The following is an 18,060-nucleotide window of genomic DNA, read 5'->3' on the forward strand; positions in this document are numbered from 1 at the left end:
TAATTTTTAAATAAATTGATTTAAAAAACAAAAACCTGCCTCAAAAAGAGACAGGTGGATTATTTATTGAAATCATTAAGATTATTAATTTAAGCTTTATTTTTGGAAAATTTGCTTAACGTTTAATCTTAATAAAGAATTACTTATTTTTTAATTGATCAGGAATGTTTGTCGTGATAAAACCGATTCCCTGAGCTTTTAATTTGTCATAAACCGCAGTGTCATTTACCGTCCAGGAATTAGTGATTAACCCTAATGCTTTCGCTTCAGAAATCCATGTTGGGTTTTTATCGAAAACGCTGTAATGGTAATCGATTCCGTCTAAACCTTCTTTTTTGATTTGTTCAGGTGACAATTCTCCGTTCAGATATTGAACTTTAAATGTAGGTGCCAATTTTTTGATTTCTTTACAAATATTTAAGCTGAAAGAAATGAATTCACTTTGAGATTCCAGCTTCATATCTTTGATCATTTTGATCGTTTTCGCTGTCAATTCATCTTCTTTTTCTTTTGTTTTATCAGGCTTGATCTCAACAATCAGCTTCAACGATTTGTCTTTTTTTCCTTGTTTTAAATAATCTTTTAACGTAGGGAAATTTTCACCGTTTGATAATTTCTCTTTTTCTAAATCCTTAAAATTGGTTTCAGAAATCTCCATTTTTGCATGATGCTCATCGTGATTGATGACCAAAACACCGTCTTTCGTCATTCTCACATCAAACTCAGCTCCATAAATTTTTAAATTCTGGGCATTTTCTAATGATTTAATTGAATTTTCCGTTGTCGGAGGTTGCGTCTGCCAATAACCTCTGTGTGCGATAATCTGGGTTTGTGCCTTCATTGAAACTGTGCTTAAAACTGCTAACCCTAAGATAAAATTTTTCATAATATAATTAGATATTAATATTAAAAAGCCGTGAGACTTTTAGATAAAGGTAATAATTTTAAAAGTGAATGGTCAATAGTGAATTAACTTCGTTGTCAATTTTTAAAGTAAATGTTTTATAATTAGCAATTGACTTGCAAAGCAAAATTCACCATTCACCATTATATATTTTGTTTAGAAACTATACTTTGCTCCAATTTGAATTTGGTATGGATTTCCAGATAAAGGTGCTAAACCACTGGTGTTTTTAGAATACACAAATTGTTTTGTAATCGGGTCAAACTTGTCAATTCTGTACAATGCTGTATTTCCGTATGATTTGTTTACACCCCATTCTTTGTTCAACAAATTGGCTAGGTTAAAAATATCAACCGAAAGCTCAAATGCTCCGATTTTATCAAATTTAATTTTTTTCGCTACACGAATGTCCCAAACTCCATAAAATCCGTTTTTACCACCATTTCTTTCTGCAATATTGTTATTGTAATCGGTAATGTAATTTTTTAACGCTTTTCCAACTTCTGGATCATCAAGCAAAGGCTGAGTAAGATTCGGGAAAATATACGCCAAATCATTAGTATCAACGAAATCTCCATTAATATTACCTCCGGAAGTCAGAGAGAAACGCGTTCCTCCAATTCCTGAATATCTTAAACCGATTGTAAATCCTGCAATCGTTGGCGAGTTACCATACAACACGACTTTATTACGGAACTGATTATCCGAATACGTCATTCTCAAGTCTCTCGGATCACTCTGAACAAGCGTAGACAATGTCGCTGAATTGGCAACGTTTCCATTGTAAGACGTATTGTCCTTAATATCAGACCATGTATAACTTGCGGTAATTTCTCCGTCTCTCCAATAACGGTAACTTGTGTCAACCACGAACGAGAACTGGTTTACTTTACCGTCACTCACAAGTTCCAACACTCTTCCGAATTTTTTGTTGATTGTCCCCTCTTTCCAATCAATTTTTCCATTTGTAGGATCTATCGTATTTACAGGAACAAATACTCCTCTTCCGCCTTCATTATTCAACGTGAAAAAAGGATTTGCCTGCATGTTTCTGTCATAATAGAAATAATTGTTTCTTCCTAAAGCCATATAACCCGCAACTCCCGCTCTGAATCTTTCATTAAAGAAGTGAGTGTAAGAAATATTTGCTTTGTAAACGATTGGAATTTTAGCATCTTCTCCAGTATAATTGATCGTTGGAAGCTGATACTGAGAAAGTGTAGGAACTGTTCCGTAATCATTTCTATAGTTTACAAAATCAGGAGTCAAGCCAATTTTTGAAGGATTAACATCTACCGTTGCCAAATGTTTTCCATCAAAAACCAAGTTATTGATAACCATATAATTATTAATGTCAGAAGAGAAAATTCCGGCTCCGAATTTTAAGAAATCTTTATTTCCCTCATTGATATTCCACTCAAACTGAAATCTTGGCTGAATAATAAATGATTTAATCTGATTATCCGTTCTAATACCCATTTCATCAAGTAACTTTTGGTTAAGTTCAGCTTTCGGATAACCTCCGTAATCTAATCTTAAACCAGCCATTAAATCTAAACCTTTTGCAATTTTAGTCTGAATTTGCCCATAAACACCAACATTCCAGATACTAGATCTTACAGAAGTATCATCTACCAAAGGAACTTCTCTGTAAAACCTGTTTGAAACAAGGTTATTAAAATTGGTTAACCCATCAAAATGAAATCTTCCGTTAACCTCACTTCCGTATATTGATTTTGAACCTGTGTACATCAAATCTGCACCGAAAGTATATTTAATTTTATCCGTGTTGTAATATAAGTTATCCACAATCTGGAAAACATTATTTCTAAAGCCCTCTTGACCAAAACGATGTCCTCCAAACTGAATACTTGTTGTCGGCTTATTCTTTTCATCAATAACCGATTGCACACGTTCTACGATTCCTCTTGGAACCGCATGTCCCAACTCGTCATTCTGATAACTATCCTGTTGCGTATATAAATATTGAGCCTTTAATTCGTTGGTCATATTCGGCTTTAAATTTGACCTCAAAGTCAGTAACAAACTGTTGTCTAAGTTTTTATCATTACCGTAAGATTCAAAGAAATTGATCGCTGTGTTATCTGCCAACCCGTTTTTATTTAAATCGTAAGTAAAGTTATTCCTTATGGTTAACAAGTTTTTAGGGTTAATCTGCCAGTCTAAACGTAAAAATCCGGCATCAGAATTTCTTACTTTATCAAAAGTCCCGAATTGTGGTGAGTTTCCAATACCGTATTTTGCTCTTCCAATGTCTAAAACTTGGTTAAGCGTTTCATTCGTAACTCCAAATCTCAACGCATCTTCTTTAGATTGAACATCCGCAATCACCAACGGCCTTGAATCCAACTGATGATCCCAAGCTACGAAAAAATGTAATTTATTTTTAATAATTGGTCCTCCCAATGAAAATCCGAACTGAGACGTTGAGAAATCATTCGTTCTTTTATTTCCTCTGATATCATATAGACTTGAAAGCCAATTTGTTCTCAGATATTCCCAAGCACTTCCTGAAAATTTGTTCGTTCCAGATTTTGTAACGGCGCTTACCGTACCTCCACCACTTCTTCCAAGCGTCACATCATATTGGTTGGTTGTAATTTTAAATTCACGAACCGCTTCAATCGAGATTGAAAAAGGTGCACCGCTTCGGCTTGTTGTCGCTCCTGCAGATGTTGGGTTTTTCGCGGTCATCCCGTCGATCGTAAAGTTGGTAGAAGATCCTAATTGTCCGGACAAGTTTCCTCCTTTTCCACTTAATGGAGAAAGTTCTGTAAGGTTGGTGAAATTTCTTCCGTTTACCGGTAAAATACCGATATTCTTTGCAGAAATAGCTGTTGCAGCACCTAAATTTCCGATTTTATTTTTCAGATTTCCTGTGATGACAACTTCTTCGATGGTTTTTTCTCTATTTGCCAAGTCAACATTTACCGTCACCTGATCACCAAAATTCACAGTGTATCCCTCTTTTTTCTCATCATTTACGATCACCGTGTAAGGTCCACCAAGAGGAATTTCTTTAAAAATATACTCTCCTTTTGAATTGGTTTCGGTTTCCGTTCTGAAACCTGTGGACTCATTTATGATCGTCACTTTTACTTTCTCCTGAGCACTGTTTCCCGTATTGATAACCTTTCCCAAAATAGAAGCTTGTGTTGTTTGTGCATACGCTACCGTCCCAAAACTCAAAAACAATAACCCTAATACAATCTTTACTTTTTTCATATCTTCAAATTAGCTGTGCAAAGGTATCCTGACTTTATGAGCCGTCTGTTTACGGGAGTTTTAACGTTTTTTAAACTTTATTACAACATTATGTTAAATTAGTTTTAACATGAAATTTATTCTAAACAAAATCAATTCGTTGGAATATGTTACGCGATATTAATTTTCTCACAATATTTAATTGTCTTATTTTTTTAAATGCAATTAGTTTAGTTATTTTTGCTTAAAAGATAGAATAGCAATGCCTGAAAACATTCAACAAAAGATAGAAAAGCTCCGCGAAGAGCTACATCAGCATAATTACAATTACTACATCCTTGATGAGGCCACCATCTCAGATTTTGAATTTGATACTCAATTAAAAGAACTTCAAGATCTTGAAGCACAGTATCCGGAATTTAATGATATCAATTCTCCGACTTTACGTGTTGGTGGGGCTGTAACTAAGAATTTCCCGACCATTCAGCATAAATTCAGGATGTATTCTTTGGATAATTCTTATGATTTTGATGATCTTGAAGATTGGGAAAAAAGAATCATTAAAACGATTGATGATCCTGTAGAATTTGTAGCTGAATTAAAATATGACGGTGCCTCCATTTCCATTCTATACGAAAACGGAAAATTGGTTCAGGCAGTAACACGTGGAGACGGTTTTCAGGGAGATGAGATCACAGCAAACGTGAGAACGATTTCGGATATTCCTTTGACATTAAAAGGAGATTTTCCAAGTCAGTTTTTCATGCGTGGAGAGATTTATTTAACAAGAAAAAATTTCGATAAACTTAATAAACTGCGTGAAGAAGAAGGTTTAGATCCTTTTATGAATCCTCGAAATACTGCAAGCGGAAGTTTGAAAATGCAAGACAGCGCAGAAGTAAGAAAACGTTCTCTTTCTTCGGTTTTATATCAATATATTTCGGAAGAAGTTCCTGCAGAAACACATTGGGAGCTGCTTCAAAAAGCGCAAGGATGGGGTTTCAAAACCTCACAACAGGCAAAACTTTGTTCTACGATGGATGAAGTGAAAGAATTTATCAATTTCTGGGATACAGAACGTCATAATTTACCTTTTGAAATTGACGGAATTGTTTTAAAAGTCAATTCGTTACAACAACAAAGACAGCTTGGATATACCGCAAAATCTCCACGTTGGGCAATGGCTTATAAATTTAAAGCTGAAAAAGTAGAAACGGAATTAAAAAGCGTTGCTTATCAGGTCGGAAGAACTGGAGCGATTACTCCTGTTGCCAATTTAAAGCCTGTTTTATTAGCCGGAACGATTGTAAAAAGAGCTTCTCTGCATAATGAAGATATTATCAAAAAACTAGATCTTCATGAAAATGATTTCGTTTATGTAGAAAAAGGAGGTGAAATTATTCCTAAAATTGTAGGCATAAACACAGAAAAAAGAACTTCCGAAAGCAAAGAGATCGAATACATTAAAAACTGTCCTGAATGCGGAACAGAATTAGTGAAAATTATTGATCAGGCGATTCATTTTTGTCCGAATGAACTTCATTGTCCACCACAGGTTGTGGGAAGAATGATTCATTATGTTTCAAGAAAAGCTTTAAACATCGACAATTTGGGAAGTGAAACGATCGAACAACTTTACAGAGAAAAATTAGTTGAAAATCCTGCTGATTTTTATACTTTAACGAAAGAGCAACTTCTTCCTTTAGAAAGAATGGCGGAAAAATCTGCCCAAAATATTATCACCGGAATCGAAAATTCTAAAGAAATTCCGTTTGAAAAAGTTTTGTATGGAATTGGTATAAAACACGTCGGAGAAACGGTTGCGAAGAAATTAGTCAAAAATTTCTCTACGATCGATGATTTAAAAGCAGCAACAGCAGAAGAACTTTGTCAGGTTGAAGATATCGGAACCAAAATCGCAGTAAGTATCGTTGATTTCTTCGCAAATTCTGAAAATATTTTGATGCTTGAACGTTTGAAATCTTACGGCGTTCAGCTTGAAAAAGGAGAAAATACGAATGAGGTTTTATCTAATGTTTTAGACGGAAAAACTTTCCTTTTCACAGGGAAATTATCTTTATTCACACGAGAATCTGCGGAAGATATGGTAGAAAAACACGGTGGAAAAAACATTTCTGCTGTATCTAAAAACCTGAATTTCCTTGTTGTTGGGGAAAAAGCAGGAAGCAAATTAAAAAAAGCTCAGGACATCGGAACGATTGAGATTCTGGATGAACAACAGTTTTTGGATTTGATTGAAAAACAATAGATTTTCAGAAAACATTTAACATAATAAGCCATTGAGATTCAGTTTCAATGGCTTATTTTTGCCACTTAATTAAAAAAATAACTACTAACTAATAATACATGAAAAAAATCTACTTAATCGTATTTATGATTTTGTTTTCTGGGCTTAAGGCGCAGATTGTGAATATTCCGGATCCTGTTTTTAAAGCAAAATTATTAGCAGCAAATGTTACCAATAGTATTGCTCAGGATATTAACAATAATAACATAAAGATTGATACCAATGGAGATCAAGAAATTCAGGTTTCAGAAGCATTGAATGTATCCAAGCTCTTTATTCCCGGCCAAACTGGTAATATGATTACTGATCTTACAGGTATTAATCAGTTTGCTAATCTTAAGTCTTTATCTGCTTTTAGTAATGCTCTGACAAATCTACAAATATCAGGATTATCCAATCTTGAAGTTATACATGTAGCCAATAATAATCTTACGGCTCTTTCTATTGATAATTTAAGTAGTCTGCAGAATCTAACTATCGCTAATAATCAACTTACTAATTTCTCAGTTATTAGCACACCAAATCTGCAAACTCTCTCCTGTAGTGGAAATCAATTAGTATCAGTTGATATTTCTAATTTTCCAAATCTGATGACCCTAGAATGTAATAATAATTTAATTACAACACTAATTTTAAATAACAACAATAATTTACTAAATATCTCGGCTACAAATAATAAACTTACAGCAATTTCGCTGGAGGAAACTCCTAATTTGGTGAATTTATACATTAATAATAATCTATTCACTACAATTGATGCCGGGCAACTCACAAAGCTTGGCAATTTTAATTTCTCTAATAATCCTAATCTTATAAGCTTTAATATTAAGAATGGAAAAAATAATTATGATCAAGGAGCAACTCCTATTTTTTCAAACACCCCAAATTTACATTATATATGTGTTGATGATTTTGAGCTGGCAATGATAAATGCACTGGTTGTATATTCTTACAATCAACCTAATGTTGTATTAAATTCATACTGTTCTTTCACTCCCGGAGGGAATTTTTACACAATGCAGGGAAGCACGAAATATGATTTGAATAACAATGGTTGTGATATCAATGATCCTATAAAAGCGTTTCAAAAATTCTCAATAACGAATGGCTTTAATTCCGGAAATATGATAGCAGATGCTTCAGGAAATTATTCAATTCCTGTTCAAACCGGTAATCATACAATTACACCTGTGTTAGAAAACCCAACTTATTTTAATTTTTCGCCAACAAGTATAACCGCGAATTTTCCTGCACAAACAAGCCCCTTTAACCAAAACTTCTGTATGTCTGCGAATGGAAGTCACAATGATCTTGAAGTTCTAATTTTTCCGATAGTTGCTGCAGTTCCTGGCTTTGATGCTAAATATAAAATCATTTACAAAAATAAGGGAACAACAACGCAATCAGGAACTTTTGCTTTCAATTATAATGATAATTTGATGAATTATTTAAATTCCACACTCGCGCCAAATTCTCAATCAACAGGAGTTTTAAGCTGGAATTTCACCAATCTTTTACCATTTGAAACAAGAGAAATAACAGTTACATTTACTTTAAATACTCCAACGCAAACACCGGCTTTGAATGGTGGAGATATACTACATTACACAGCTCAAATCAATGCCGGAACTGATGAAACGCCTTTAGACAACACATTTACATTAAACCAAACGGTTGTCAATTCTTTTGACCCGAATGATAAAACTTGTCTTGAAGGAGCTTCTATTACCCAGGCTCAGGTCGGAGATTACGTTCATTACTTAATCCGATTTGAAAATACTGGAACAGCAAATGCACAAAACATTGTTGTAAAAGATGTTATTGATACTTCTAAATTCGACATATCAAGTTTAGTTATACTGAACGGAAGTCATAATTTTGTAACGAGAATTACAAATCCAAATACTGTAGAATTTATCTTTGAAAACATCCAGCTTCCATTTAATAATGCGACTAATGACGGATATGTTTCATTTAAAATTAAAACAAAATCTACTTTAAACCTTGGCGACAGCTTCAGTAATAAAGCGAATATTTATTTTGATTACAACCATCCAATCATTACGAATACTTATACAACAACGGTTCAGAATGTATTAGCAACTTCTGAAATCAATAATGATAAAACTCAGTTCAGCATTTATCCGAATCCTGTAAAAGATGTTTTGTTTATTAAATCAAAAGAAAAAATCGTGAAAGCAGAAATTTACGATGTTGCCGGAAGAATTTTGAATTCGGCAAGTGTAACAGACAATTCGGTCAATGTTTCTGAACTTTCGAAAGGAAATTATATCATTAAATTATCTACAAAAGATAAAACGATGACTCAGAAATTTATTAAGAATTAATTCAAAAAATAAATTATAAAATACAAGACTGTCTTTAAAGGCAGTCTTTTTTTGTGGCTTAAAAATTTTCAAATCAGCCAAAAATTAATAAAAATTTAAATAAAACACAATGATAGATTGTTTTTATTCAATAATTAAAATTAAAAAGCAAATATTTTTCACAATACTATTTTATTTGTATATTTAGCACACCAAATCACTAACCCATGAAAAACATTTACTTTTTTGTGCTAATTCTAGCACATTTTTCACTCAGTGCACAAATTATTAATTTTCCGGATCCTCAGTTTAAGGCTAAACTGGTATCCGCGAACCAATGGAATTTTATTGCACAGGATCTCAACGGTAATATGACCGTAATCGACACCAATAACGATGGGGAAATTCAGGTAAGCGAAGCTTTGAATATTTCAAGCTTATCATTTAACCAAACCCAGATTTATAACCTTACAGGGATCCAGAGCTTTGCGAATTTAAGAATGCTTACTGTACAGGGAAACATCCACATCAACGAGGTGAATGTAAGCAATATGACAAATCTGAAAATCTTATACATCGGCAACAATGCCATAGGTACAATCGTCACACAAGGCTGTACTCAGCTTGAAACTTTTAGCCTAGTCACCAACGGCGGATACGTTACCAACCTGAGTTTCTTACAAAACCCCACCCTAAAAAAACTTACCATTGTAAGTAACGCTCATTTAGCCAGTGCAGATATTTCCAGCCTTACGGCACTTGAAGAAATTGAGGTAAGAGACGGGGTTTTTCCCAATACAAATTTTACAAGTTTAAATTTTTCTAATAATATAAATTTAAAAAAAATCATTATTGATAAACCTAATCTTACTTCATTAACCTTAAGTCCTTTAAGCCAACTTAAGCATTTCAGTATTAAAAATACAAAACTGCCGTCATTAAATGTAAGCGGCGCCAGTCTTTTGGAGTATTTATATGTTGATAACAACTCATTATTAAGTTCAATAAACATCCAAAACACTAATAATCTGGATAATTTATTAGTTTTAAACTCTCCTTTAATAACATCAATCAACATTCAAAATAAGCCCAATTTAAAAGCTTTAAGCTTATCAGCAACCAATATTTCTTCACTAAACTTCACAGGAACTCCGGCCATTATCAATTTGGGAATTGGAGGAAATGCGCTGACATCACTTGATGTTTCACCAATTACAGGATTAAAATCATTCAATCTAAGTGAAAATGGCATAACAAGTCTGGATGTAAGTCAAAATACGTTGTTGGACGGAATAAGTGTAATGGGAAATTCTTTAACCAATATCAATATAAAAAACGGAAATCCGATCTTGAATTTCAGTCCGGCTCCTGTAGCTTATTTGCCCAATTTGGCTTACGTATGCTGCGACACCAATAACCTTCAACAGGTATCTGCTAAATTAATATCATCAGGTCTTGGTAATGTTGAAGTAAATAGCTATTGTTCTTTTGTTCCCGGCGGAACCACGTATACGATTCAAGGGAATACGAAATATGACTCCAATAACAATGGCTGTGATGCAAATGACTTAAATAAGGCATTTCAGCAGTTTAATATTGTAAATGGAAGCAATTCCGGAGGATATATTGCTAACAGCTCGGGAAATTATTCAATTTCTGTATTAAGTGGCTCTAGTACAATTACTCCTGTTGTTGAAAATCCTGCTTATTTCACTATTTCTCCTTCTAGTTTAACAGCAAATTTCCCAACACAGGCCAGTCCTTTGGCTCAGAACTTCTGCATTTCAGCAAACGGTACACACAACGATTTAGAAATTGTTGCCATTCCGCTTACTGCTGCCAGACCAGGTTTCGACGCAAAATATAAAATTGTTTACAAAAACAAAGGAACAACTACACAATCAGGAAGTTTAAATTTCAATTTCAATGATAATGTGATGAATTATTTAAATGCTACAACGGCTCCAAATTCACAAACAATCGGAATTTTAAACTGGAACTTCACCAACCTTCTTCCGTTTGAAACCAAAGAAATTACGGTAACTTTCAAATTAAACACGCCAACTGCAACTCCTCCTCTGAATGGCGGTGATGTTCTTCATTACACAGCACAAATCAACGGAGCTACGGACGACACGCCTTTAGATAATACGTTTACATTAAATCAAACCGTTGTCAATTCATTTGACCCGAATGACAAAACCTGTCTTGAAGGAACATCCATTGCTGAAACACAGGTTGGAGAATATGTTCATTATCTGATCAGATTTGAAAATACCGGAAACGGAAACGCTCAAAACATCGTTGTAAAAGACGAAATCGATGCTTCAAAATTTGATCTTTCATCCATCGTTTCTCTTAACGGAAGTCACAGTTTTGTAACAAAAATTACGAATCCAAACACGCTTGAATTTATCTTTGAAAACATTCAGCTTCCTTTTGATGATGCGAATAATGATGGTTATGTTTCTTTCAAAATTAAGACAAAATCTACCTTAGTTTTAGGAGACAGTTTCAGTAATACGGCTAAAATCTATTTTGATTACAACCATCCGATCATTACGAATACTTTCACAACAAATATTCAGAATGAAACCGTTTTAGCAACCTCAGAAAGCAACAAAAACAAAGATGTTTTCAGTATTTATCCGAATCCTGTGAAAGATATTTTATCAATTAGATCTGATAAAGAAATCGTTAAAGCAGAGATTTATGATACAACCGGACGAATCATTAATTCATCAGGTGTAAAAAATAACTCAATCAATGTTTCTGAGCTTCCAAAAGGAAATTATATCATCAAATTATCTACAAAAGATAAGGCGGTGACACAGAAATTTATTAAAAATTAATTCAATTCAACAGCCAACCAAAAGACTGTCTTTATAGGCAGTCTTTTTTATGTTTATAGATGAAGATTTTATTGTATTTTTATTAATAGAAGTTTAAAATTAAAAAAATGGAATTTTTACAGGATCATTCTATTCAAAATGAGCTGTTATTGATATTTATTTCTGTTCTTTTGGGCGTTTTCATAGGCGCAGAACGAGAATATCGAAACAAATCGGCAGGGTTGCGTACTTTTATTTTAGTATGCTTCGGATCTTGTCTGTTTACCATACTTTCCATTAAAATAGGTGTTCAAAATCCTGACCGTTTGGCCGCAAATATCATTACTGGAATTGGTTTTCTGGGAGCCGGAGTTATTTTTAAAGGAGATAATAAAATCGATGGAATCACCACTGCAACAACGATCTGGGCAACCGCTTCAATTGGAATGGCTGTAGGTTCCGGCTATGTTTATTTATCTCTTTTGGGAACCGTTTTGGTTCTATTAATTTTAAGTTCGCTTACTTATCTTCAGGCTTTTATCGACAACAATCATAAGATCAGAGAATATAAAATTGCCATTGTAGCTTCCGATGAAATAAGGCATTGTGAAGAATTATTCAGAAATAATAATTTGAAATATCTGATGATAAGACAGCAATACACTGTAGGAAATCTGGCAACAACCTGGAGACTCACGGGCAAGAATAAACATCATGAAACATTAATTAAACAATTAATGAATGATCCTAAAATAATCGCCTATCAGTTTTAAATTTAGATTAAAAACATAAAGCACAATTATCATTTATAATTAATATTGAATAACAAATTCAGCATCATTTTAATGATTTATCGATCATCAATAATTAACTATCCATTTTATCGCTTTTAACTGATAATTCATACCCAAAATCTCCCATTTTCTTTGTAAATTAGGGCAAAATTTTGATTATGACAAAAAAGATACTTTTATCTGTATTTCTTTTGCCGGCTGCCATGGCTTTTGCACAGCAATACGGAGGAATGTGGATCCCAACAGAGCTCAATGAAAAGGAAATGAAAGATTTAGGAATGAAAATCTCTGCTAAAGACATCTTCAATCCTCAAAAAGCAAGCATAAAAGATGCTGTGGTACAATTCAACGGAGGGTGTACTGCCGAAATCATTTCTCCAAAAGGATTATTATTGACAAACCACCACTGCGGTTTTGGTCAGATCCAGGCTCATTCTACCGTACAAAATGATCTTTTATCAAACGGTTTCTGGGCACAAAATATGAGTACAGAACTTCCAAATCCGGGAGTAACAGTAGACTTTATTGTAGACATCAAGGATGTTTCTAATCAAATTTTAGAAGGTACAGACAACCTTACAGAACCAGATCTTACCAAAAAGATCAACACCAATATTGAGGTTTATAAAAATTCACAAAAAACAGAATCTTTTCAATCTATTTCTGTAAAACCAATGTATTACGGAAATAAATACTACGCTTACACCATCGAAACGTATAAAGATATTCGTTTAGTAGGCGCACCACCACAAAGCATCGGAAAATTCGGTTCTGATACCGATAACTGGGTTTGGCCGAGACATACCGGAGATTTCTCTATGTTCAGAATTTATGCTGACAAGAACAACAACCCTGCAGAATATTCAAAAGACAACGTTCCCTATACTCCAAAGCATTATCTTCCGGTTTCTATCAAGGATAAAAATGAAAATGACTTCACTTTTGTATTCGGATTCCCTGGAAAAACAACGGAATATCTTCCTGCAATTGCTGTAGAAAAGATCATGAAAGAAATCGATCCTGCAAAAATTGCCGTACGTGATGTTGCTCTGAAAACATTAGACGAAAAAATGCGTGCAGACGATGCAACGCGTATCAAATATGCTTCAAAATTTGCTTCTGTTGCCAATTACTGGAAAAAATGGATCGGTGAAGTTGAAGGTTTGAAAAAATCCAACGCCGTTGAGAAAAAAGTAATGTATGAAGGTTCTCTAGTGTCTAAAAACCATGAGGTGAAGGCAACTTTAGATCAATTGAATAAATTATACAACGATCAGGCTCCTTTTGCTTTAAATAATGCCTATTACACAGAAGTCATTAAAAATGCAGAAACTTTAAAGCTTGCAAGTGACTATTATACTTACATTTCTTCTGTAGAATCCGGCAGAATGGATGAAAAAGAGTTGACTAAACTTAAAACGAAATTAACTGCATTCTACAAAGATTACAGCGCAGAATTGGATGCAAAAGTAACCGCAAAACTATTGGCTTTATATGCTAATAAAACGGCTCCACAATTCTTACCTGCAGGTTTTGACAAGTATAAAAATGAAGCTCAAAACATTCCTGTTATTGAAGATATTTCGAAAAATTCAATTATTACGGGAAGAACTTCTGTGAATGGAGCAAATCTTAGTACAGACATTGAGAAAGCTTTCTCTAATCAGGATAAATTAATCAAAACGATTAAAAAAGACCCTGTTTATCAGCTTTACGTTTCAATAAGAGATACTTATATGAAAACCGCTGATCCTCAATTTACGTCTCTTCAGACAAAAATTGATGCGTTACAAAAAACGTTCATGGCTCAACAAATTGCTACTGACAAGGATAGAAAATTTTTCCCGGATGCCAACTCTACGCTTCGTGTAACTTACGGAAAAGTGAAAGGATCAACTCCAAGAGACGGTGTTTCTTACGGGTACCAGACACATTTAGCCGGAGTTATTGAAAAATATGTTCCCGGAGATTATGAGTTTGATGTCCCCAAAAAACTAATCGATCTTTACAACAAAAAAGACTTCGGAAATTATAAAGATAAAACAGGCGATGTTCCTGTGGGATTCACTGCAACGAACCATACAACAGGAGGAAACTCTGGAAGTCCGGTTTTGGATGCTAGCGGAAATCTTGTTGGATTAAACTTCGACAGACAGTGGGAAGGAACGATGAGTGACATCAATTATGATCCACGTTTCAGCCGAAATATCATGGTTGATACCAAATATATTCTTTTTATTATCGATAAATATGCTGATTCTAAATGGCTTATCGATGAAATGAAAGTGATAAAGTAATTTTTTTAATGATAACTTTAAGAGTCTATTTAAATTTTTAATATTAATTTAAATAGATTCTTTTTTATTGTATGAAACAGCAAATCATAAATTTATTAGCCAATTTTGCAGGAAATGACATCGAAAAATCGTTTCCTCTTCCCTATTGTTTACCTGTCTATCATTGTGTTTCTGATGAAAACTTACCTCATCTTAATCATATCATTAATTATAAAAATGTAAAACAGTTTGAGCAAGATCTGGATTACTTATCAAAGTATTTCCAGTTTGTGAATTGGGGAGAATTTAAGGATTTTATCAATGGAAATTTTAAACCTAAAAAGAAAATTGCCTTACTTACTTTTGATGATGGTTTCAGGGAATTTTATGATGTAGTCGTTCCGATTTTAGAAAGAAAAGGAATTTATGCCATCAATTTCATTAATCCTGCTTTCATTGATAATAAAGATTTAATGTTTCGATGCAAGGCAAGTTTGATTATTAATGAAATTGAAAAAAATAAAGAAATAAGGCCAGAAATCTATAATATTCTTCAGTTTAAAAGCGATTCGAAATCAGAAAATAAACAGAAAATATTACAGTTAAATTATCATCAGACAGAAATTCTGGATAAGCTTACGAAAGCTCTTGAAATTAATATTAATTCATTTTTAAAAGAACAAAAACCTTATTTAAACTTCGATCAATTAAAGTCATTAACTCAAAAAGGATTTGGAATTTCTTCTCACAGTTGGGATCATCCTTTATATAATGAATTGTCATTAAATCAAAAACTAGAGACGACCAGGAAAACGTTTGATTATTTAAAGAACAATGATTTTCTTTATGAAAGTTTTGCTTTTCCTTTTACAGATTTCGGCGTTGAAAAAGCTTTTTTTGATGAATTATTTAAAAATAAAGAAATGTTCTGCACTTTCGGAAGCGCAGGAATAAAACTCGACAGCATTTCAAAAAACCTGCAAAGAATCCCGATGGAAACTGGAGAAAATGCAGAAACGATCTTAAAAAAAGAAATTACTTATTATCAATTAAAAGGTATTTTAAATAAAAATAAAATTCTAAGGAAATGATACATTTAAAGACATTTAATAAAAAACAATTGGGAGAATTTGTATCATCCGGAGATTTCAAAAAATACGATTTTCTGCCAATTACAGCACACAGAGCTCAGTCTCACATCAATAATCCAAAGGCAAATGATGATCAAACGTTACTTATTTTAGCTTTTGACGATGACAATTTAGCCGGTTATATTGGTTGTTTTCCTGATAATTTTATCATTGATGGAAAAGTGTTTAATTATGCATGGTTGAGTACGTTGTATGTAAGCAGTAATTTCCGAGGAAAAAGAATTGCTCAATCCCTTTTACAAAAGGCATTTGAAGAATATAATGAGAATCTTGCGCTCACAGAATTTACGAAAGAAGCAGAAGGACTCTACAATAAAATGGGTACTTTTGAATACATTCAGCCTAAAATTGGAAAAAGATATTATTTCCGGACAGATCTGGCAACGATAATTCCTTCAAAAAAGCCTAAAACAGAGCATCTAAAGCCACTTCTCAGCTTAGGAGATTCCGTATTAAATTCTATTATTTCAGTAAAAAACTGCTTCATTCAAAAACCTGATTTCAAATTTGAAATTCTTGATAAAATAGATGCAGAAAGTGCTGGTTTCATCTCAAAATTTCATACAAACAGAAATGCAGAAGAACTCAATTGGGCAATAGAAAATCCGTGGGTTTTGGAAAGCAAAAATAAAGAAGAAAACTATTTATTTTCCAGTTATTCTGAAAGCTTTAAATATTTCTGGATAAAAATTTATGATACGAAGAATGCTTTAAAAATTTGTGCCCTTTTGTTTGTAAGAGACGGTCACTTAAAAATATCCTATTTGTTTTCAACATCTGATCTGAAACAGTTTGTTACATTTTTAAGCCATTTTATTGTAAAGAATAAAATTAATTCTTTAACAAGCTATCAAACAGAATTCAACAAAAAAGCAGAATTAATGAATATATTTCCAAAAATCCATCAACGAAATATGGAAAGACGGTATATGTTTCACAAACAACTTATTAAAAACCTTCCCAACGGCTTTGATCCTCATTTTCAGGATGGCGATGGTGATTGTGTGATGACATAAATTAGTTTAGAAAAATAATTTTGGATTTAAAATATTTTTTTTAGTTTCGAACCGTTAATCATTAAAAAAAACAATTTATGAAAAAACTATTATTATTAGCGACCTTTAGCGTAGCTGGATTACTCAGTGCAAAAAGTATCATTGAAGCAAAACCAACAATAAGCGCAGAAGAATCCAAAAAAGAAGTTAAATCACAGCAATATTGCCAATCTTACCCAATGGTAGCTTGGTGTAATTCTGGTGCAAACGCAGTTGACACAGTATGTTACGACCTTGGTAATCCTGGTTCAAAAGCACATGCTTATGCCTGCATGAGTGCAAATAGCACATTATATAACGAATTTATGTGTGGAAGTGCAGACTATGGTGGATAATATTTTATTTAAACTTTGTATTTTTTCTTCGATGTTTTATACTTCTTTATTTTTTTGCCAAAAAATAGATAGTACTTATTTAGAATGTAATTATTTAGCTACATTTTTAATAGATACCGCGAATATTAAAACTCAAAAAAAAGAAATTACTTCTTTATTAATAGGAAAAAAAACTTCTATTTTTAAAAGCGGCTACAAAGATACAGCAGATTCTTTGGCAATTTTAGCTGTAAAAAAAAGTGTAGAAAATTCTGTAAATGGGCAAGTTATAATAAATGGAGGATTGCTCCCAAAAGCAAAATTTAAACCTGAAGTTTATTTTTCGAATGAAAAATTAATAATTTATGATCAAATTTCAAGAGACAATTATAATTTTGAAGCTCCAAATAAAATTATATGGAAAATTGAAAATGAAACTAAAAATATACAGGGATATAATTGTAGAAAAGCAACTACTAAATATGGTAAAAAACAAATAATTGTTTGGTTTACTGACAAAATTCCTGTTCAAGAAGGCCCTTACACATTTAAAGGTTTACCGGGTTTAGTTTTAGAAGCATATGATTCTAAAGGTTATTTTAATTTTTCTTTAGTCGGTTTAAAATATGTGAAAAAACCAATTCCCTCGGTTCCTTATGGCATTACTACAACGTATGAAAAATTTTATAAAAAAAGAAAAGATATGATGGATGATCCATTGAGTTCTTTTTTTAGTGCTTTTGGTAGAAACCCACCTAAAGAAAGTGAAGAAGCAATAATAAAAAATATAAGGAATATAAATAATTTTTTAGACTAATAATTAAAAGAGGCTTCATAAGAAGCCTCTTTTTGTTTGAATATCATTTTGAATATTG

11 protein-coding genes are annotated in these 18,060 nt (G+C 32.9%); 9 read left to right on the forward strand and 2 right to left on the reverse strand.

Annotated features, from left to right (window positions below; translation table 11 throughout):
- Positions 1 to 139 precede the first annotated feature (139 nt).
- Together AC1Q7L_RS11660 and AC1Q7L_RS11665 are read right to left on the reverse strand one after the other, a co-directional pair.
- Positions 140 to 886 carry a glycerophosphodiester phosphodiesterase family protein gene (locus AC1Q7L_RS11660; protein WP_492306096.1) on the reverse strand — a complete coding sequence of 249 codons (747 nt, stop codon included), beginning with the start codon at positions 884 to 886 and terminating at the stop codon, positions 140 to 142.
- 174 nt (positions 887 to 1,060) lie between these two features.
- Positions 1,061 to 4,150 carry a TonB-dependent receptor gene (locus tag AC1Q7L_RS11665; RefSeq protein ID WP_492306097.1) on the reverse strand — a complete coding sequence of 1,030 codons (3,090 nt, stop codon included), beginning with the start codon at positions 4,148 to 4,150 and terminating at the stop codon, positions 1,061 to 1,063.
- Between the two features lie 241 nt (positions 4,151 to 4,391).
- Between AC1Q7L_RS11665 and ligA the strand changes: the two genes are divergently transcribed.
- The 9 genes from ligA (at position 4,392) to AC1Q7L_RS11710 (ending at position 18,002) form a co-directional block, all read left to right on the forward strand.
- On the forward strand, positions 4,392 to 6,398 hold the full coding sequence (gene ligA, locus AC1Q7L_RS11670; RefSeq protein ID WP_492306098.1) for an NAD-dependent DNA ligase LigA: 2,007 nt from the start codon (positions 4,392 to 4,394) through the stop codon (positions 6,396 to 6,398).
- A gap of 98 nt (positions 6,399 to 6,496) precedes the next feature.
- Positions 6,497 to 8,785, forward strand: coding sequence for a DUF7619 domain-containing protein (locus AC1Q7L_RS11675; protein WP_492306099.1), 2,289 nt, complete (start codon positions 6,497 to 6,499; stop codon positions 8,783 to 8,785).
- Between the two features lie 206 nt (positions 8,786 to 8,991).
- On the forward strand, positions 8,992 to 11,616 hold the full coding sequence (locus tag AC1Q7L_RS11680; protein WP_492306100.1) for a DUF7619 domain-containing protein: 2,625 nt from the start codon (positions 8,992 to 8,994) through the stop codon (positions 11,614 to 11,616).
- A 107-nt stretch (positions 11,617 to 11,723) separates the two neighbouring features.
- Positions 11,724 to 12,368: an MgtC/SapB family protein gene (locus AC1Q7L_RS11685; protein WP_492306101.1), complete on the forward strand. Its 645-nt coding sequence runs from the start codon at positions 11,724 to 11,726 to the stop codon at positions 12,366 to 12,368.
- 179 nt (positions 12,369 to 12,547) lie between these two features.
- Complete coding sequence (locus tag AC1Q7L_RS11690; protein WP_492306102.1) at positions 12,548 to 14,686, forward strand: S46 family peptidase; 2,139 nt, start codon at positions 12,548 to 12,550, stop codon at positions 14,684 to 14,686.
- 71 nt (positions 14,687 to 14,757) lie between these two features.
- Positions 14,758 to 15,756: a polysaccharide deacetylase family protein gene (locus AC1Q7L_RS11695; RefSeq protein WP_492306103.1), complete on the forward strand. Its 999-nt coding sequence runs from the start codon at positions 14,758 to 14,760 to the stop codon at positions 15,754 to 15,756.
- The gene (locus AC1Q7L_RS11700) at positions 15,753 to 16,832 is read left to right on the forward strand and encodes a GNAT family N-acetyltransferase (RefSeq protein WP_492306104.1); all 1,080 of its coding nucleotides are present in this window, start codon (positions 15,753 to 15,755) and stop codon (positions 16,830 to 16,832) included. Before AC1Q7L_RS11695 ends, AC1Q7L_RS11700 begins: the two co-directional genes overlap by 4 nt.
- Positions 16,833 to 16,909: 77 nt before the next feature.
- Positions 16,910 to 17,206 (forward strand): hypothetical protein, encoded by a 297-nt coding sequence (locus tag AC1Q7L_RS11705; RefSeq protein WP_492306105.1) that lies wholly within the window; start codon positions 16,910 to 16,912, stop codon positions 17,204 to 17,206.
- Positions 17,196 to 18,002 carry a GLPGLI family protein gene (locus tag AC1Q7L_RS11710; protein WP_492306106.1) on the forward strand — a complete coding sequence of 269 codons (807 nt, stop codon included), beginning with the start codon at positions 17,196 to 17,198 and terminating at the stop codon, positions 18,000 to 18,002. The genes AC1Q7L_RS11705 and AC1Q7L_RS11710 overlap by 11 nt, the downstream gene beginning before the upstream one ends.
- Positions 18,003 to 18,060: the final 58 nt, after the last annotated feature.

The sequence above is a fragment of the Chryseobacterium sp. GW823-FHT05E08 genome (genome assembly GCF_058795655.1).